Annotated in this window: 18 protein-coding genes and 3 tRNA genes; 9 read left to right on the plus strand and 12 right to left on the minus strand. The window is 38.4% G+C overall.

Annotated elements, in window-relative coordinates:
• The first annotated feature begins 5 nt into the window (after positions 1 to 5).
• The 6 genes from AXA65_RS19145 to AXA65_RS19170 all read left to right on the plus strand — a co-directional run bounded on the left by AXA65_RS19145 (position 6) and on the right by AXA65_RS19170 (position 3,013).
• The gene (locus AXA65_RS19145) at positions 6 to 695 is read left to right on the plus strand and encodes an endonuclease/exonuclease/phosphatase family protein (RefSeq protein ID WP_063971646.1); all 690 of its coding nucleotides are present in this window, start codon (positions 6 to 8) and stop codon (positions 693 to 695) included.
• 66 nt (positions 696 to 761) lie between these two features.
• A complete protein-coding gene (locus tag AXA65_RS19150) occupies positions 762 to 2,003 on the plus strand; it encodes a bifunctional folylpolyglutamate synthase/dihydrofolate synthase (RefSeq protein ID WP_063971647.1) in 1,242 nt (413 codons plus the stop codon).
• A gap of 44 nt (positions 2,004 to 2,047) precedes the next feature.
• Positions 2,048 to 2,122 (plus strand) — tRNA-Val (locus AXA65_RS19155).
• A gap of 34 nt (positions 2,123 to 2,156) precedes the next feature.
• Positions 2,157 to 2,231: transfer RNA gene (locus AXA65_RS19160), tRNA-Val, on the plus strand.
• Positions 2,232 to 2,288: 57 nt separating this feature from the next.
• A tRNA-Val gene (locus AXA65_RS19165) sits at positions 2,289 to 2,363 on the plus strand.
• 185 nt (positions 2,364 to 2,548) lie between these two features.
• Positions 2,549 to 3,013: a VanZ family protein gene (locus tag AXA65_RS19170; RefSeq protein WP_086048281.1), complete on the plus strand. Its 465-nt coding sequence runs from the start codon at positions 2,549 to 2,551 to the stop codon at positions 3,011 to 3,013.
• On the opposite strand, the gene AXA65_RS19175 is transcribed toward AXA65_RS19170, so the two are convergent.
• From AXA65_RS19175 to pepT, 4 genes are read right to left on the minus strand one after another with little or no spacing between them, the layout of a single operon-like run.
• Positions 2,988 to 3,887: a glycosyltransferase family 2 protein gene (locus tag AXA65_RS19175; protein WP_063971649.1), complete on the minus strand. Its 900-nt coding sequence runs from the start codon at positions 3,885 to 3,887 to the stop codon at positions 2,988 to 2,990. The genes AXA65_RS19170 and AXA65_RS19175 overlap by 26 nt on opposite strands.
• Positions 3,884 to 4,849: a glycosyltransferase family 9 protein gene (locus AXA65_RS19180; RefSeq protein ID WP_228391715.1), complete on the minus strand. Its 966-nt coding sequence runs from the start codon at positions 4,847 to 4,849 to the stop codon at positions 3,884 to 3,886. The genes AXA65_RS19175 and AXA65_RS19180 overlap by 4 nt, the downstream gene beginning before the upstream one ends.
• Positions 4,850 to 5,269 (minus strand): SufE family protein, encoded by a 420-nt coding sequence (locus AXA65_RS19185; protein ID WP_034963970.1) that lies wholly within the window; start codon positions 5,267 to 5,269, stop codon positions 4,850 to 4,852.
• Positions 5,270 to 5,299: 30 nt separating this feature from the next.
• Positions 5,300 to 6,550: a peptidase T gene (gene pepT, locus AXA65_RS19190; RefSeq protein ID WP_063971651.1), complete on the minus strand. Its 1,251-nt coding sequence runs from the start codon at positions 6,548 to 6,550 to the stop codon at positions 5,300 to 5,302.
• A gap of 276 nt (positions 6,551 to 6,826) precedes the next feature.
• Between pepT and AXA65_RS19195 the strand changes: the two genes are divergently transcribed.
• Together AXA65_RS19195 and AXA65_RS19200 are read left to right on the plus strand one after the other, a co-directional pair.
• The gene (locus AXA65_RS19195) at positions 6,827 to 7,675 is read left to right on the plus strand and encodes a hydroxymethylglutaryl-CoA lyase (protein WP_063971652.1); all 849 of its coding nucleotides are present in this window, start codon (positions 6,827 to 6,829) and stop codon (positions 7,673 to 7,675) included.
• A 116-nt stretch (positions 7,676 to 7,791) separates the two neighbouring features.
• Positions 7,792 to 8,196, plus strand: a complete 405-nt coding sequence (locus tag AXA65_RS19200; protein ID WP_063971653.1) for an OsmC family protein — start codon at positions 7,792 to 7,794, stop codon at positions 8,194 to 8,196.
• A gap of 33 nt (positions 8,197 to 8,229) precedes the next feature.
• On the opposite strand, the gene AXA65_RS19205 is transcribed toward AXA65_RS19200, so the two are convergent.
• The 8 genes from AXA65_RS19205 to AXA65_RS19240 all read right to left on the minus strand — a co-directional run bounded on the left by AXA65_RS19205 (position 8,230) and on the right by AXA65_RS19240 (position 17,766).
• Complete coding sequence (locus AXA65_RS19205; protein WP_063971654.1) at positions 8,230 to 8,556, minus strand: SUF system Fe-S cluster assembly protein; 327 nt, start codon at positions 8,554 to 8,556, stop codon at positions 8,230 to 8,232.
• A gap of 1 nt (position 8,557) precedes the next feature.
• Positions 8,558 to 9,253, minus strand: a complete 696-nt coding sequence (locus AXA65_RS19210; RefSeq protein WP_063971655.1) for a 3'-5' exonuclease — start codon at positions 9,251 to 9,253, stop codon at positions 8,558 to 8,560.
• A gap of 77 nt (positions 9,254 to 9,330) precedes the next feature.
• Positions 9,331 to 10,665 carry a hypothetical protein gene (locus AXA65_RS19215; protein WP_063971656.1) on the minus strand — a complete coding sequence of 445 codons (1,335 nt, stop codon included), beginning with the start codon at positions 10,663 to 10,665 and terminating at the stop codon, positions 9,331 to 9,333.
• Between the two features lie 12 nt (positions 10,666 to 10,677).
• A complete protein-coding gene (locus tag AXA65_RS19220) occupies positions 10,678 to 11,418 on the minus strand; it encodes a c-type cytochrome (protein ID WP_086048282.1) in 741 nt (246 codons plus the stop codon).
• Positions 11,411 to 11,932, minus strand: a complete 522-nt coding sequence (locus AXA65_RS19225; RefSeq protein WP_063971657.1) for a DUF3341 domain-containing protein — start codon at positions 11,930 to 11,932, stop codon at positions 11,411 to 11,413. The genes AXA65_RS19220 and AXA65_RS19225 overlap by 8 nt, the downstream gene beginning before the upstream one ends.
• On the minus strand, positions 11,919 to 13,316 hold the full coding sequence (nrfD, locus tag AXA65_RS19230; protein WP_034973937.1) for an NrfD/PsrC family molybdoenzyme membrane anchor subunit: 1,398 nt from the start codon (positions 13,314 to 13,316) through the stop codon (positions 11,919 to 11,921). Before nrfD ends, AXA65_RS19225 begins: the two co-directional genes overlap by 14 nt.
• Before the next feature lie 7 nt (positions 13,317 to 13,323).
• Positions 13,324 to 16,374 carry a TAT-variant-translocated molybdopterin oxidoreductase gene (locus AXA65_RS19235; RefSeq protein WP_063971658.1) on the minus strand — a complete coding sequence of 1,017 codons (3,051 nt, stop codon included), beginning with the start codon at positions 16,372 to 16,374 and terminating at the stop codon, positions 13,324 to 13,326.
• Between the two features lie 21 nt (positions 16,375 to 16,395).
• Positions 16,396 to 17,766 carry a c-type cytochrome gene (locus AXA65_RS19240; protein WP_063971659.1) on the minus strand — a complete coding sequence of 457 codons (1,371 nt, stop codon included), beginning with the start codon at positions 17,764 to 17,766 and terminating at the stop codon, positions 16,396 to 16,398.
• Between the two features lie 189 nt (positions 17,767 to 17,955).
• On the opposite strand from AXA65_RS19240, the gene AXA65_RS19245 reads away from it, so the two are divergent.
• Positions 17,956 to 18,465: a hypothetical protein gene (locus AXA65_RS19245; protein ID WP_063971660.1), complete on the plus strand. Its 510-nt coding sequence runs from the start codon at positions 17,956 to 17,958 to the stop codon at positions 18,463 to 18,465.
• Positions 18,466 to 18,515: the final 50 nt, after the last annotated feature.

Here is an 18,515-nt window from a genome sequence, read left to right on the forward strand (position 1 = left end):
GCTAAATGAAAATTGCAAGTCTAAATATCGACTGGGCTTTGCAAACAAGTAAAGAAAAAATCGCACAATTCCTGAATGCGCAAAATTTCGATTTTTTAATTCTTAATGAAGCCATCGATTTAAGCATCAGAAATTTTCCTTACAAATATTTTTCTGACCAAATCCCTGATAATACCGACTATGAAGGTTTGAACTATTCAAAATATTTGAAAGGAGAAAAAGCTTTCCGGACAATGATTTATTCCAAAATTCCGGCAAAAAGAAAATTCTCTGTCATTGACGAAAAGACGAGTCTGGCATTGGAATTTGAAACTAAGTTTGGAGATTTTATCATTTATGCTACAATAATTGGAACTCGATTTAGATTAAAACCTTTTGCGAAAAATGAGCTTGAGAATTGCATCAATGATTGCAAAAAAATCTCTGAAACAAATCCAAATCTGATTATCGTTGGCGATTTGAATACTTCTTTTTTGGATAATGAAAGACAATTCTCAATTAATATTGAAACGACAGAATCATTGAAATCACTTTTCAATGATCTAAATCTGATAAATGCGACGGAAAATATCACACAAAATATTGACCACATCATCATTCCTAATTTTCTTACAAAAAATCTGACAGACGCAAATATATTTTTAGAAAAAGATATGTTGAGTGATCACAAAGGCGTTTTTATTTCATTTAATTAATTCAAATTCTCACAATTGATTCTTTTTCATTCTTCTTATTTCTAAATTTGTTCTTTCATAAAGATTATGACTTCACAAGATTATAAAGATGCCGTAGAATGGCTTTTTGCTCAGGCGCCTAATTATCAAAGAGATGGTTCTTCGGCATACAAACCTGGCCTTGACAATATCAAAAAGCTCTGTGACTTTTTCGGGAATCCGCAGGACAAAATCAAAACGATCCATATCGGAGGAACCAACGGAAAGGGTTCTACGAGTAATATGCTGGCCTCGGTTCTTCATGAATCAGGTTATAAAATAGGTCTTTACAATTCCCCGCATTTGATAGATTTTACGGAGAGAATCAAAGTGAATGGCGAGAATTGTGACAAGGAATTTGTTTTCAATTTCATTATGAAGCTGCAGGAATTGCCGAGTGAGATCCAGCCTTCCTTTTTTGAATTCACAACCATAATGGCTTTCGAATATTTCTATCAGCAGAAAGTAGACTTTGCAATCATTGAAGTTGGCTTGGGCGGAAGGTTGGATTCTACGAACATCATCAAACCATTGGTTTCTGCGATAACAAACGTTCAACTGGACCATCAAGACCTTTTGGGTGAAACGATTCAAGAAATCGCATTTGAGAAAGCCGGAATCCTCAAAGCAAATGTGCCTATTATTTCCGGAGATGAAAAAGATGTTGTAAAAAACATTGTCATTAGTAGAGCAAAAGAATTGAACGCTGATTTCATTGATGCCACAACGATTGAAAATTCACTTGAATCCGACCTTAAAGGAAAATATCAAAAGAAAAATATACGGGTTGTTTTGGCTTTGGTCGATGAATTGAAAAAACAAGGATTGACAATCAACGAAGAAAATTTAAAATCCGGACTTCAGAATGTCCATAAAAACACCAACTTCATCGGACGTTGGTTTGAGTTCTCACAAAATCCATTGACCATCTGTGATACAGGTCACAATCAAGCTGGATTGGAAGAAGTCTTCAACCAATTGAATGAATATTCTTTACATAAACATATTGTTCTTGGTTTTGTAAACGATAAGAAAATTGACGAGGTTTTGCTGATTCTACCCAAAGATGCCCATTACTATTTTGTAAAACCAAGCGTTAACAGAGGACGAAATCCTGAAATTTATGCAGACCTATTGAAAAAAAGTGAAATTAATTACAAAATTTTTCAAAACGTTCAAGACGGTTATCTTTCTGCAAGACAGAATTGTAAAGCGGACGAAATGATTTTTATTGGCGGAAGCAACTTCGTAGTGGGAGATTTTTTAGAAAAAAATTTGCTGACTTCGTAATAATTTGTATATTTGCACCACTCAAAACGGTAAGCCGTTCAGTGGGGCTCTTAGCTCAGTTGGTTCAGAGCATCTGGTTTACACCCAGAGGGTCGGGGGTTCGAATCCCTCAGGGCCCACAAAAAGGATACTGAAGCCTTTAAAAAAATTTCAGGGCTCTTAGCTCAGTTGGTTCAGAGCATCTGGTTTACACCCAGAGGGTCGGGGGTTCGAATCCCTCAGGGCCCACAAGATCTCTCAGGAAACTGGGAGATTTTTTTTTATATTTCCATCTACAATAATTTTGGGCAGTTAGCTCAGTTGGTTTAGAGCGTTGCGTTGACATCGCAGAGGTCACTGGTTCGAATCCTGTACTGCCCACTTTCTTAAAATTATGTTAATTTATCAACCCAGGCTTAACAAAAACGTTAAAGTTCAATAAAAAGGTTAATCGCTTGTTTAATTTTTTATTTTGGAAAGATTTTTGATGGCTGTAGGAAATAAAATTGTTACGCCTTCTTTTGGTATAAACTCTTTTAATTACTAATCCCCTCAAAAGGAAACCTATGAAAAGATATTATGCAGTGTTAATTCCCTTCTACACTATTTTTCTATTGTATATGATGTTCTACGGTTGCGGAAGACATCCGGAATTCGGATTCTTACAACTCAATCCGCTCCAAAGCATCACTTACTTTTTGCGCTATAACAATTTCTTCTCAGAAAAATTTATGGTCAACATTGTTGGGAATATTTTAGTTTTCATTCCTTTTGGTGGACTTGGATTGTTGATAAAGAAACTTAACAATCTCCCATTATTATTCTTTCTTTTCGTTTGTGGAATTTCTATGATAGAATTGGCACAATATTACACAGCAAGGGGAACAGCAGATATAGATGATGTTTTCCTTAATACATTCGGAATGCTAATTGGATATTTTGGATTGAAAGTGGCAACTTGGATGAATATTGCCAATCTGAAAATAGACCTAAATTATGATCAAACTACAGCCTATTCATATACAAGGTAAGCTGGCCTAATTTATAAAGATCAAGAGCTCTTAGCGAGGCACTGCCCGTTAAGAGCTTTTTTTCTAATCGGGATTTTACGATTCTGTAAAGCAATCTATAAATGTAGATAGTTCCTGTTTTGTGCATAAACAGATAAGCTTTTGCCAATTTGATTTGAGAAACCCTATCAAAGTTTTTATCATTTTTTATCAGCTGAGCTAGACTTCTTGCAGACTGCTCAGCTTTGGCTAGAAAAACAGCATTAGTCTCAACATCATTATTGAAAATCGGATTGTCTATGTGATCAATTTTTATATCTTGGTCGTGCAGATCTTTAGAAAAGACCAGATCTTCATAGCCATATTGTGTGATTCCTTCATTGAAAGGCACCTTCTCAAGAACAGACCTTTTAACAACAAAATTATTGGTCTGAAAGTCCAAATACGGCGATTCTACACGTTTTTCAACAGGTAGATTTTCCCTTTCTGTAGCAAATTTCCATCGCAGTCCATATTCAGAATCAGGTTTGACATCACTCACTTTTCTGCCACCAAAAATGACATCTGGATTTTTGGAATCAATGTACTCAATATAATTTTTGAGAAAATTCTTGCTAATGACCTTCCCATCACAGTCTAAAAATAGCAGATAATCTGAATTGGAATACTTTAAGAAAAGATTTCGGATCTTGGAGCGCCCAATGTTTTTATCGAGAAAAATAAATTGGCCTACCTTCGATCTTAAATCTCTATTACTTTCAATAAAGGACTTTTCTGAGGCATCATCAATCAAAAGAATCTCTGCTTCCAAACCTTTATCAATTTGGTATCTAAGTTCATTGACCAGTTCATTGACATCAAAATTGTAAACGGGAACACAGATACTCAGTTTCATATCCTATCGACAATTTTCTGAATGTTAAGCTCCTCAAGACAGGCATAATCCCCACGGAAACATTCTCTGTCCCCGAAGACAGAACATGGTCTGCAAGAAAGATCTTTCACTTGGATAATATCCTCCTCACTTTGCCCATAGCCCAAAAAGCCGGCATAATGATGCGTGGAACCCCAAACGGAAATACACCTGGTCCCCATAAGACTTGCCAGATGCATGTTCGCCGAATCCATAGAGATCATTGTCTCCAGGTCAGCAATCTTTTTAAGTTCCTCTTTCAGTTTCAGTTTGCCAGACAGGCTTTGTGTATTTGGAATTTGACTTTCCCATTTCCTCAGGATTTCGTCCTCCTCTTTTCCGCCTCCAAAAAAATATATTTTATGTGATTTGGCAAGAACTCGAGCCAGTTCGAAAGACTTTTCAAGCGGCATCATCTTGCCTTTGTGTTGGGCAAAAGGTGCAAAACCGATTCCGCTTTTTTCATCAGCCTGAGGTCTTAATTGATGTGATAATTCCAAGGGAAATCCCATTTTTCTGAAAACGTCCGCATAACGTTCCACAGTTCTTTTCAATGGTTTTTTATCGAGATTCCAAACGTTGGTCAGTTTCTCTTTTTCCTCTTTGCCTTTGTTGATTTTAAAAACTTTATACCGATGTCTTTTGAAAATAGAATTCACCATTTTTGTTCTGATCACATCGTGAAGGTCAGCTACAAAATCAGGTTTGTATTCTTTGATGAGTTGTCTTGTCAGTTTTCTGATACCAAAAACCCCTTTGTAATCATCAAAGCTAATTCCTTTGAAGATCAATCTGGGATGACCATCAAAAAGATCTTTAAAATGACCTCTGCTGATGAATATAATTTCCACATCCGGATTTTGCTCCAGAAACTCGATACAGACGGGAACTGCCATGGCGACATCCCCAAATGCGGAAAAACGATATGCTAAAATTGTCTTCACCTATTTCTTTAGTTGAAATGCGACCGCGTAAAATTTGATTTGCTTGGTCATTGCCATCAATCCATTGGCTCTGGATGGAGACAAGAATTCCTGCAAACCGATTTGTGAAATGAAATCAAAATCCGAATCCAAAATCTCCTGCGTAGAATGTCCACTGTAGATTCTAACCAAAAGCGAAACGATTCCCTTTGGCAAAATTCCGTCAGAATCTGCATTGAAGAACAATTTCCCGTCCTTATGTTCGGCATCTATCCAAACTTTGGACTGGCAACCACGGATGAGATTGTCGTCCGTTTTTTTGTCATCGGGAAGTCCTTCCAACTCTTTTCCGAGGTCTATGATGTACTCATACTTCTGTTCCCAATCTTCCAGAAAGGAGAATTCTTCTACTAATTCTTGTTGATTTTCTTTGATTGTCATTCAGAGATTTTATTTGATTTAATGAATCAATTACTTTACCAATTGTGAGATATGAACGATTACGCTCACGGCCGCTATCATACTTTCCAAAGGTACAAATTCGTAAGGACCGTGGAAATTGTGTCCACCAGCGAAGATATTCGGGCAAGGCAATCCCATATAAGATAGCTGTGCGCCGTCTGTTCCGCCTCTGATGGCTTTGATTTTCGGGGTGATATCTGCGTTTTTCATTGCTTGTTCAGCGATGTCCACGATGTGCATTTTCCCCTCGAATTGTTTTTTCATATTGAGATACTGCGGTTTTATTTCTATCTCGGCCGTTTTCTCTCCGTATTTTTGGTTGATTGCTTTTACTTTTTCAGCAATCAGTTTTTTTCTATCTTCAAACTTTTGGTCATCGTGGTCACGGATGATGTATTGAAGTTTAGCTTCGGAAACATCGCCTTCAAAATCCGTCAGATGGAAAAATCCTTCGAAACCTTTTGTTGTTGCTGGCGTTTCATTTTCCGGTAATGAATTGATGAACTCTGAAGCCACCAATCCTGCATTCAGCATTTTACCGAAAGAATAACCTGGATGGACAGACAATCCGTGGATTTTCACAACCGCGCCAGCCGCGTTGAAGTTTTCATATTCCAATTCGCCAATTTCGCCACCGTCCATTGTGTAAGCCCATTCTGCACCAAACTTTTCAACATCGAAATGATGAGCGCCTCTTCCAATTTCCTCATCCGGATTGAATCCAATGGAAATTCGGCCGTGTTTGATTTGAGGATTTGCTAACAAAAACTCTGCAGCTGTTACAATCTCTGCAACGCCGGCTTTATCATCTGCGCTTAGCAACGTGGTTCCATCTGTTGTGATGATGGTTTGTCCTATATATTTTTTTAAAGCTTCAAATTTGGTTGAAGACAAGGTGAATCCTGTTTCTTTGTTCAACAACAAATCTTCGCCGTCATAATTTTCCCAGATCTGCGGATTCACATTCTCACCGCTGAAATCTGGTGAAGAATCGTAATGCGCAATGAATCCAACTTGTGGAACCGTTTCCTCGATATTGGAAGGAATGAACCCAAAAACATAGCCTTTGTCATCGATACTGACATCTTCCAAACCGATTTCCTGTAACTCATTGTGAAGGTAATTCGCAATGTCCCACTGTCTTTCCGTGGAAGGTGTGGTCTCACTTTCTGCGTCGCTGGTTGAAAATATCTTGATGTATGTGATGAATCTGTTCAAGAGTTTTTCTTTCCAAACTCCGTCCAATTGGATGTTTTCCATATAATTTGCTATATCTCCGCAAAGTTATATATTTATGCAGTGAACAACAAACAATTCGTGGCTAGAGTTAAGCGATAAATGATAAGCGATAGATGATGATTGATTGTTGACTATTGAAAGATGTTGCAACTCGTAACCGCAGCCCGACTTGAGCGGAAATCCTTTTTTACATTGGGAAAAGCCTTGGCAAAAAAGATTGGGAGCGGAAGGCGGATAAAGCTGCCCAAACCTAACAAAGTGGTTCGACGCAGTCAAATAAATTTAAAACATAAATAAATGTTCTTAACCGAATGTCCTAGAGACGCGATGCAAGGCTGGGGAGAAATGATTCCCACTCAAACGAAAATAGATTACATCAATAGGCTAATGGAAGTTGGTTTTAATGTGCTGGATTGCGGAAGCTTTGTAAACCCGAAAACGATGCCTCAAATGGCGGATTCTGGAACTGTGCTGGACGAAATCGATAAATCACTTTCCAATACAAAACTTTCCGTAATAGTTGCCAACTTTAAAGGTGCTGAAAAAGCGTTGAGCCACGAGCAGGTTGATATTCTGGGATTTCCGTTTTCGATTTCGGAAACCTTCCAGCATCGGAATACAAACAAAAGCCGTGAAGAAGCTTTTACGGAAGTGGTGAAAATCTTTGAATTGGCAAAGTCTGAAAGCCGACAGTTGAATCTTTATTTTTCTATGGCGCTTGGAAATCCTTACGGCGAGAGCTGGAAATGGGAAGATGTGGATTTTTGGGCGAAACGTTTTGAAGAGATGGGAATCAAGGATATTCTACTTTCCGACACAACTGGCATGGGCGATGTGGAAAGAATTAAACTTCTCTTCAGCAAAGTGCCTCACAAATATCCGGAAATTAATTTTGGAGCGCATTTCCACAACCGTTACGAGGATTCTTACATTAAACTGAAAGCGGCCTACGATGAAGGTTGCAGGAGATTTGATAGCGCGATAAAAGGAATTGGCGGTTGTCCTATGGCGAAGGATGATCTGGTAGGAAACATGCCGACGGAGAAGGTTTTTACTTTTATGTCATCTGAGAAAATTGACATTCACCAAAATCTGCTTCATTTTGAAAGCGCTTACAATATGGCGAAGGATATTTTTCATTTTTAGATTGGTAGATCAAATATTAATTTTATCACATTTTGATAATTAGTACTATTTGAAATTGTAAATTCCGAAAAAATAGCGTAGATTTATTACAGAAAAACAATTTAAAAACTATCATTATGACTTCAAAAACTACATACTTAGGCGACTTCAAAATTGAATCTGTACACGAAGCTTCTGGCGACGTTTTCTCCACCTATGTTCCTTCCAACGACTTTACGAAAAGAGAACATTTTTCTCCTACTGACATCTTTGCCACGGCGTTGGCAGAAAGCGCATTTGCTTCGCTTGTTGTTTTGGGGAATGACAGACACGTTGATATCACCGGAGCAAGTTGCGAACTGAAAAAAACAATGTATTTTGAACCAAGAAGGATTGGTGAGATATTCGCAGTTTTCAAGTTTCCACATTCTTACACTAGCGAAGAACAGGAATTCATTGAGCATACTGTGAAAACCAGTCCGGTTTATCTCAGCTTGCATCCGGAAATTAAAAAGATATTACTTTTCGAATATAAAAATTAAAATAAAAAATCCTGCGAAGTGCAGGATTTTGTTTTATAACATACCGAGTTCAAACTTGGCTTCTTCGCTCATCATTTCTTTGGTCCAAGTTGGTTCAAAGGTGAGTTCTATTTTGGCAGATTTTACACCTTCTACGCCTCGTACTTTGTCTTCCACTTCCACTGGTAAAGTTTCTGCAACCGGACAGTTTGGAGATGTCAAAGTCATTATTACCAAAACGTCTGCTTCTTCTGAGATCTGAACATCGTAAACCAATCCCAATTCATAAATATCAACAGGGATTTCCGGGTCATAAACGGATTTCAGTTCCTTGATTATTTCTTCGCCTATATCAGCGATTTGATCGTCTGTCAGTTTCATTTTAATCTAATCTTTTTAATATATCTTCCTGACGCATACGCCGGAAAACGTTTGCCAAAGTTAAGACATCTTTTTCACAATAATGAATGATTCTGTCTATATCACCGTCTTTGTAGTATATATCGGCAACCATACTGCCGTCAATATCATCTTTTGGTGTTGGAATTCCGAAAATGTGAGCCAGTAATTCCAGTGAAACATAACTTTTCCAGTCTCCGAATTTCCAGAGTTCCATTGTATCGATATGCGGAATTTCCCAAGGTTTCTTTCCGAACATTTGAAAAGGCATAGGTGGCTGAATCCCGAGAACCAAAAGTCGTCTTGCTATATAAGGGAAATCGAATTCTTTGCCGTTATGCGCACAGAGGATCACATTGTTCATCCTGGGAACATTGAACAATTCACAAAATTCAATTAGTAAGTTTCTTTCTTCACCTGAAAAAGTCTTGATCTTCAACTTTCCGGAATTGGTATCGATCATTCCAATCGATATGCAGATGATCATTCCAAATTCTGCCATTATTCCGGCACGTTGCTCATAGAAATCGGAAGCTTCTATTTCTTCTTTCCTTTGAGACTTTGTTTTCTTATCCCAAAGATATTGAGTTGTAGTATCAAGATTGTTCCATGAATCTATTTGAGAAACTGTTTCAATATCCAGAAAAAGGATATTTTCTATAGGGAGTTTATGGATCATCTGAGTTTTGTTTCTTTAAAATTAATAAAAAAACCCAACATCTCTGCTGGGTTTTATATTTTCAGTTCTAAAATTAATTAGAAAGGATATTCGTAGATCTCTGATTCGTGGAAGAATGGGTTTCCAGTTGGCATCAATTTCAGTTTTGACAATGCTGTCATCACGGCGAAAACGAAAAGACCAACAAAGAAAATGAACGATCCAAATACTAAGAACAACATTGAAATATTGTTCCAGTAAGGACCAACTGTTCCCGGCATTACCATATTGAAGTAATCTACTGCGTGACCGAAAATCACAACGCAAGCCATAAATGTTACCACTTTGTAATTTCTCTTGATGCTGCTGCTTACTAAAACTAACAACGGTACAAGGAAATTGATAACCAACATTGGCAAGAAAGTCGGTTTGTAATATTCGAATCTACCGAAGAAATAATTGATCTCTTCCGGAATGTTCGCATACCAATACAACATAAACTGACAGAACCAAAGGTAACTCCAAAGCATACTAGTTGCAAATAAGAACTTACCAAGATCGTGAAGGTGGTTATTATTGAATTGAGGATAAACGCCTTTTTTCTTAATATAAACACTTACCAAAATGATACAGGCCACAGCAGTTGACAAACAACTAACCATTGAATACCAGATATAAAGTGTAGAATACCAGTGTGGGTCAATAGACATCAACCAATCCCAAGCCCAAGCTGCAGAAGCAAACCCGAAGAATGCGATGTAACCTACATTCCAGCTGTAAAGACTAGCATAGATTTTTCTGTCTCCTTTGTTTTCATCTACTTTTTTAGAAATACTTTTCAGTTTTAATACAAAGAAAGTGGCTCCTAATGTATAGATTAAAGTTCTAATAACATAGAAAGGAATATTAAGGAATCTTGATTTTTCGTATAAAATAACATCAAACTCTGGAGAATTCGGATCGGTTAGATTCGGATCCATCCAATGGAACAAATGTCCATTGTGAGTAGCATTAAGAAGCGTCAGAATAATTAAAAGCGCTCCTCCATAAGGAATGAACGAAGCAACTGCTTCCATCACTCTCGTCACAATAATAGACCAACCAGCGTGAGCCGCGTGCTGGATACTATAGAAGAACAATGCACAACAGCTGATCCCGAAAAAGAATACTGCAAATGTATGAACTGCCGCCAAAGGCTGATTGTGGATCTGGTGTTTTGCATGCTCCAAATGGGCATCGTGATCCTGAGGACCAACTAGCTCACTAGAATGAGAAGGCGCCTCGTGACCTTTTGAATGAACAGACTCCATCCAATGAGAAATTGCAGTATCATCCAAACCATGGTTAAGAGCATAACCAATCCCGAATAAAACAACTCCTACAACAATGAGTATGATAGAATACAATTTTAATTTAGGTGAAAAACTATACATTTTTTTCTTTTTTTATTTAGCATTGGTTTTAGCTTCCGGTGCAGGTGCTGCAGTAGAAGTTTTTTCTGTCGTAGCTGTTGCCGTCGCAGCTGGAGCAGCAGCGGCTGGAGTTGCTGTAGCAGCTGACGCTTTGAATGTATTATAAACATATAAAGCTACTCTCCATCTGTCTCCTACATTAAGTTGTCCTGCGTAAGATCCCATCGCGTTTCTACCATTTGTCAAAACATAATGGATCGATCCGATCGTGATATCTCTGTCAGCATAATTAGGAACACCTGCATAAGCACCACTTTTTACAATTGGTCCTTGTCCGTCACCTCCAGTTCCGTGACAAGCAGAGCAAGTATGATCAAATAACACTTTTCCTCTTGCCAGGTCTTTTTCAAGATTTTCTGGTTTCAAAGGAGAAGCTGTGATCAATCTTGAAGCTTCATAGCCTGCGTTGTACTGATCTACATTTTTTGGTAAGGCTTCTTCAGTTACGATTCCATCTCTATTTTGAGCGACACTGCCTTCCACAGGAGAAAGTCCGGTTGCACCATTGCGAGCAACGAATGCAGGGATCTCATTTTCGTGATCAGAATAAGCATCTTTCGCTTTCATCAAAGGATCATAAGCTACAGGAAAATACATATCTGGAAAATATACCAAAGGTGGATTGTCTTTTGGACCACCGCAAGAATTCAGTAAAACAGTAGTTAAACCAAAGATTGCCGTAATTTTTAATATACTATTCTTCATCTTAAGCATCTTTAACTGTTATTTCTTCAACACCTGTATCAATCAACAGTTGTTTAATAGTTTCAACATCATCAGAAACAAACTCCATCATAAATTTGTCATCCGTAGTTCTTGGATCTGGATTCTGAGGTTTTGCACCTGGATACATTTTATTTCTAACCAAGAAAGTCAATGACATCAAGTGAGCAGAACAGAATACCATCAATTCGAACATTGGATCAATAAATGCCGGGAAATTGTGTGCCCAGTCAAATGACGGTTTACCACCAATATTCTGCGGCCAGTCGTGGTTCATGATCCAAGCGGTCAAAGTAATCCCAATCGTCACTCCATAACAAGCATAGATGAATGCTGCGTCAGAAATTCTGGTCTTCTTTAATCCAAGTGCTTTGTCTAGTCCGTGAACAGGAAACGGTGTATACACTTCGTTTATACTGATTCCTTTATCCATAAAGGCTTTAACGCCGTGCATTAGATCATCGTCGTCGCCGTAAAGTCCATATATAATTTTAGTGGTGCTCATCTCCTTCTTTTGCTTTATAAGTTTCACCGGAAATTTTCAAAATACTTTTCAATTCTGCTTGTGCAATTACAGGGAATGTTCTTGCATACAATAAGAATAGTACTGAGAAGAAACCAATCGTTCCTAAATATACTCCAACGTCAATGATCGTCGGTTTGAACATTGTCCAAGAAGATGGTAAATAATCTCTTGACAAGTTGATGACGATAATGTCAAAACGCTCAAACCACATTCCGATATTAATGATCAATGCGATAATGAATGTCCAGAAGATATTGGTTCTAACTTTTTTGAACCAGAATGCTGCAGGAACAACCAAGTTACAAATGATCAATGCCCAGAAAGCCCACCAGTAAGGTCCAGTTGCTGCTCCTGGAGATAGATATGTAAAATCTTCAAATCTTGATCCAGAATACCAACCGATAAAATACTCAGTTGCGTAAGCTACAGTTACCATTCCACCTGTTACTACGATTACGATGTTCATAATTTCGATATGATACATTGTGATATAGTCTTCTAAGTGACAAACTTTTCTAGCAACCAACAATAGTGTTTGTACCATTGCAAATCCTGAGAAGATCGCTCCAGCCACGAAATATGGTGGATAAATGGTCGAGTGCCATCCTTTGATCACCGATGTAGCAAAGTCAAATGATACCGTCGTGTGTACCGAGAATACAAGTGGTGTTGCCAAACCTGCTAGAACCAAAGATAACTCTTCGAATCTTTGCCAGTGTTTTGCTTTTCCACCCCATCCGAATGCCAGTAGTGTATAAATTTTCTTATTGAAAGGCGTTTTTGCTCTATCTCTGATCATTGCAAAGTCAGGAATCAATCCCATAAACCAGAATACAACTGATACTGAGAAATAAGTCGAAATCGCAAATACGTCCCAAAGCAATGGTGAGTTAAAGTTAACCCAAAGAGAACCAAATTGGTTTGGCAAAGGGAAAACCCAATATCCAACCCAAACTCTACCCATGTGAATTACCGGGAAGATAGCCGCCTGACAAACTGCGAAGATCGTCATCGCTTCAGCAGAACGGTTTACAGACATTCTCCATCTTTGTCTAAATAATAATAGTACGGCAGAAATCAATGTTCCTGCGTGACCAATACCTACCCACCAAACGAAATTGGTAATATCCCAACCCCAGTTAATGGTTCTGTTGAGTCCCCAGGCACCGATACCGGTTCCGATGGTGTATGCAATACAACCAAATCCGTAAACAAACAGAATTAAAGCGGCGTACAATGATGCCCACCATAATTTCCCTGCGCGTTCTTCGATAGGTCTTGCGATATCCTCTGTGATATCATGATAAGTCTTGTGACCAATAATTAAAGGTTCCCTTATCGGAGCTTCGTAATGTCCTGACATTTTTTACCTATTTATTATTTAAACTTTCTTTTCTGTTTCTGATTTTTGTATGATAGAAAACGTTTGGTTTTGTACCAATCTCTTCTAGCAATACGTATTTTCTGGTGCTGTTGAACAAGCTACGAACTTCTGAAGCTACATCATTCATATCTCCAAATTTAAGTGAACCTGTAGAACAAGCATTTGCACAAGCAACCTGGAACTCGCCATCCTTCACTCTTCTACCATCTTTCTTAGCTTCAAGGATCGTAGATTGAGTCATTTGGATACACATAGAACATTTTTCCATCACCCCTCTTGTTCTTGTAACAACATCTGGGTTAAGAACCATTCTTCCAAGGTCATTGTTCATATTGAAGTCAAATCTGTCATTCAATGCATAGTTGAACCAGTTGAATCTTCTTACTTTATATGGACAGTTGTTCGCACAATATCTTGTACCGATACATCTGTTGTAAGCCATTTGGTTTTGACCTTGCTTCCCGTGAGATGTTGCCGCAACTGGACATACAGTTTCACAAGGAGCGTGGTTACAGTGCTGACACATTACCGGCTGGAAGATCACATCTGGATTATCAGCTGGATGGTTCAAGATACCTTCTGTGAAAGGACCACCATAAAGTTGAGCAGCATTAAGACCTCTGTCGATCTGCTCTTTTGTCTCGATCTTTTCGATTGCAGAGTAGTAACGGTCAATTCTCAACCAATACATATCTCTGGACATTCTGATCTCTTCCTTACCAACAACAGCAACGTTGTTCTCTGCCTGACAAGCTACAACACAAGCACCACAACCGGTACAAGAGTTAAGATCGACTGACAAGTTGAAGTGAGGGCCATCTGTATCATCAAATGCATCCCAAAGATCGATCTTCCCGATAGGAAGTTCACCTCCAATAGTATGCATTGCCAAAGGCTTGTTCCACTCATCTGTTGGTTTGTTGATGAAATCTTCCAAAGAAACTTCTTTAGCGATCTCATAACGACCCATCAAAGTATTCTGAAGCTGCATTCCTGCGAACTCATAATCTTCTCCGGTCTTTTCAATTTTTACATTGGTAAGAACTGTATTATAACCATCGAATAAAGGATAAGCATTGATACCTGTATCAGCCACTTTCCCTGAATCTTTTTTACCATAACCCAAAGCCAGACCCAAAGATCCTTCAGCTTGTCCAGGTTGGATGAAAACAGGAACATCTTTCAATGTTACACCGTTTACAGTCACGTTAACCAAGTCTCCATCTAGCTGCATTCTAGCGTTAAGGCTATTCTCAAGCTTCAAAGCTTCTGCATCTTTTGGAGAGATCGTCAAGTAATTATCCCAAGACAATCTAGAGATAGGATCCGGAAGCTCCATCAACCAAGGGTTGTTAGATTGCGTTCCGTCACCAATTGCTTGTTTGGTATAAAGTTGTAATTCTAATTGAGCCGGTTTGAAAGCTGATAATTCAGCAACAGCCTGAGCTGCATTTCCGCCTGAGTAAGCCAATCCTGTAGAAAGACCACCAGTCGTGAAACCGTTATATAAAGTCTTATTGAAAGTTTTTCCTTCATTAAGCGTTAAAGCATTTGCTTTAAGATATTCGTAGTAATTATTGGCTGGACTGTTTTTTCCATTGATCCAAACCAGAAGAGATTCTTCAACCTGTCTTGATTTAAAGATCTTTTGAATCGTTGGCTGCATCAATGAATATGCACCAGTTTCCGGAGCAATATCACCCCAAGATTCTAACCAATGTGTAGCTGGAATAACTGCTTTGGAAGCTTTGTAAATATCATTTTTCTTATCTGTAATTGCTACAGAGTAAGGAACTTTTGACAAAGCTGCTTTTAGAGATTTTCCTTTTGCATGAGAATAAATCGGGTTAACATTGTTAGAGATCAAAACGCCAACCTGTCCGCCATTCAACCAAGATAAAAACTCATTGAATCTTGCGTTGTCATATTCTTTAAGGAAATTAGCTTTACCTGTGAAAGCTTTAGATCCTAATTTTTGATTGATCAAGTGAGCTAGAACATAAGCTGCTTTTGAACCATCTGCCAAAACAACTGCGTTGCTGCCTTTCGCCTGAAGTTCTTTTACGATCTCAGAAGCTGTTTTATCAGCAGTTCCACCGTTCAATCCGTTATAAACTTCTACCAAAGTTTTGAAGACAGCACTTGGCTTCAATCTATATCTAGAATCGGCGTTAGCTCCAGTTAAACTCAAGTTAGATTCAACCTGGATGTGTCTCAACATATCCTGACCTGGCTTTCTTGCCGCAGCATAAGAAACTTCTAAGCTTGATGCATTATAGTCTCCTAAGAAATCTGCTTGGAAAGAAACAACCAACTGAGAAGTACTAAGATCATAAACAGGCAATGCTCTTTGTCCGAAAACTTCCTGAGCTGCGTCCAATGCTGCAGCGTAAGGAATTGCATCGTAAGTGATCAGTTCAGCAGAAGGATATTTGGTTTTGAAATCTCCAAACAACTTTTTGAAAGTCGGGCTTGGGAAAGAATGTGATAATACCACGATCTTCTTACCACTTGCCTGAGATTCTGTTAGGCCTTTTAAAACGAAATCATCGATCTTATTAAAATCAGTTTGCTCATCTCCATTCAAAGCTGGCAATTTCACTTTATCATTATCATAAAGAGAAAGTACACTTGCCTGAGCTCTTGCATTGGTCTTACCTAATGAACCAGCTGTTGGGTTTGCCTCGATTTTAATTGGACGTCCTTCTCTAGTCTTAACTAAAACACTAGCGAAATCGAATCCGTCAAAATATGAAGATGCGTAAAAGTTAGGGATCCCAAGAATAATATCGTGTGGTTTTACCACGTAAGGGATCGTTTTAAGAACCGGAGCCTCACAAGCTGCTAAAGTAACAGCTGCTGTAGAGAAACCTAATATCTTAAGAAAATCTCTACGAGAAGTTCCTGAGTTACCAGCATCTTCCAAGAATTCATCTACCGGAATCTCATTCTGAAACTCTTTCAGCGCCCACTTCCCGTTCAGGGTTGGATCTTTTAGTTCGTGAATACTTCTGAATTGTATTTTATTTGAAGCCATTTATACTTCTAATTTTTGTTATTAATAATGACATTTACCACACTCAAGACCTCCAATTGCATCTACAGTGATCTTACTTCCTTCACCGTATTGTTTTTTCAACTTATCATGCAGATTTTTGAAGTATTCTTTATTATAACCGTTATTCATATCTACTTCTGTAGTTCTGTGACATTCTATACACCATCCCATGGTGAAGTCGTTGGCCATTTGAACCACATTCATTGTATCAATTTTTCCGTGACAAGCTTTACAAACAACATCGATTTTGTTCGCTGCATCTTTTTGCTTAGAATTGAATCCATTGATGATCGCCTGCTCACCAGCAACAACGTGCTGAGAGTGATTGAAGTAAACAAAATCCGGCATATTGTGGATCCTTGTCCACTCTACAGGTTCTGTTTTACCAGTGTAGGCTTGCTTATCTTCATCCCATCCTACATGCTGATAGATCTTTTTGATCTCACCGGTGTAGAATTCTCTGTCTTTTCCAGGTTCGATATATTTCCCTTTGTATTCAGAAATAGAACGGTGACAGTTCATACAAACATTAAGAGAAGGGATCTCAGAAACTTTACCATACTTTGCACCTGAGTGACAAAGCTGACAGTCGATCTTGTTTTCGCCTGCGTGGATCTTGTGAGAGAAATAGATTGGTTGTTCAGGAGCGTATCCTTTGTAAACACCGATCCACATCAACCAGTTCCAAACGCCGTATAATGCAAACAATGCCAATAATGCCACAACACCTTTTCCTACATAGCTGTACTTCTCGTACATCGCAGAGAAATTGGTAACTCTAGTTGTATTAAGCTCTGACAACTCTGGAGTTTGCTGCAATTTTACTAATTGTCGAATTTTCAACAACAACCAGAACAACAAACCAGAAATTGCAATCAACGCTGCAATTACGATTTTAGAATTAAGCTCTTGTGCTTTTTGAGCTTCGATAGCTGCAGTACTGTTTGCTCCTGCATCACCAGCGGCGGCATCGGCAACTACTTCTTCTGCAGGTGGATCTGTGGTGTAAGCCAAGATATCATCGATATCCGTATCCGATAAATTTGGAAACGCAAGCATTTCGGTTTTGTTGAATTTCTCAAAAACCTCGTTTGCATACTTATCTCCAGATGCTCTTAAAGCCTTGTTGTCTTTAATCCATTTGTGAAGCCAATCTGTATCAAGATTGTGCTCCGTTTTCAATCTGTCGACAACGCCACCAAGCGCCGGTCCAATAACCTGTTTATCCAGTGTGTGACAAGCTGTACAATTTGCTTTGAACAACTCTTGCCCCTTCTTTGGATCGCCTTGTGCATAAACAGAAGCGCCGGTTGACAACAATAAACTAATTGCTATCAGACCCTTTTTGTAATGCTTTCTCCAACTAATCATTTATATAATCTTGGGTTAGTAAATTCTATTGACTGTTTACATTCAATTCCGCAAAAATAGCACATTAACAAAAATTAAGAAGACCTTATCGCATGCTTTTTGTCAAATCCAATTAATTTGTAAACGTTCTAAATAACAAGGTTTGCGTTTCAATCAATTTATTTTAAATTTGCCTAAAATAAATATTAAATGAACAATCTGCTTAAGCTTTTCATAATCGCAACTGTATTTTCTTTTTACCAAATTGATGCTCAATACATTGTGAAGAAAGACACACTCTCTGGAACCGAGCTTTCCTTCTCGCTGGACGAACGCATTAATGATGCTTTGGAAAAGGTAGAAGGCAATTGCAACCGTTCTGCCGGAACAATTGTGAAGGCACCACCAAAAATTTTGGTAGCCAATAGAGAACTTACAAATGCCGAGATCTGCAGAAAAAATCCGAAGATCATGGGTTACAAGATCCAGGTTGTAGTGGTAAAAAGCAATGAAGAAGCCAGCAAGATCAGTGTAGAATTCAGAAATAATTTCAGAAACCTGAAAGTTGAGAAAGACGCTTCTCTCAGACCAAACTATAAGATCCTTGCCGGAAGTTACTTTTCAAAGCAAAGTGCGGCTGACGACCTGAGAAATATCAAGAGGGTCTACCCATCGGCCATGGTCATTCCTTACGCTGTTTTTTGTGTCGAAGCTAAATAAATATATTAACCGGATTCAGTTCCGGTTTTTTTTATGTCTTATCTTGAAAT

The organism is Chryseobacterium sp. FP211-J200 (assembly GCF_001643375.1).
In the GTDB taxonomy this organism is placed as follows: Bacteria; Bacteroidota; Bacteroidia; order Flavobacteriales; family Weeksellaceae; genus Epilithonimonas; species Epilithonimonas ginsengisoli.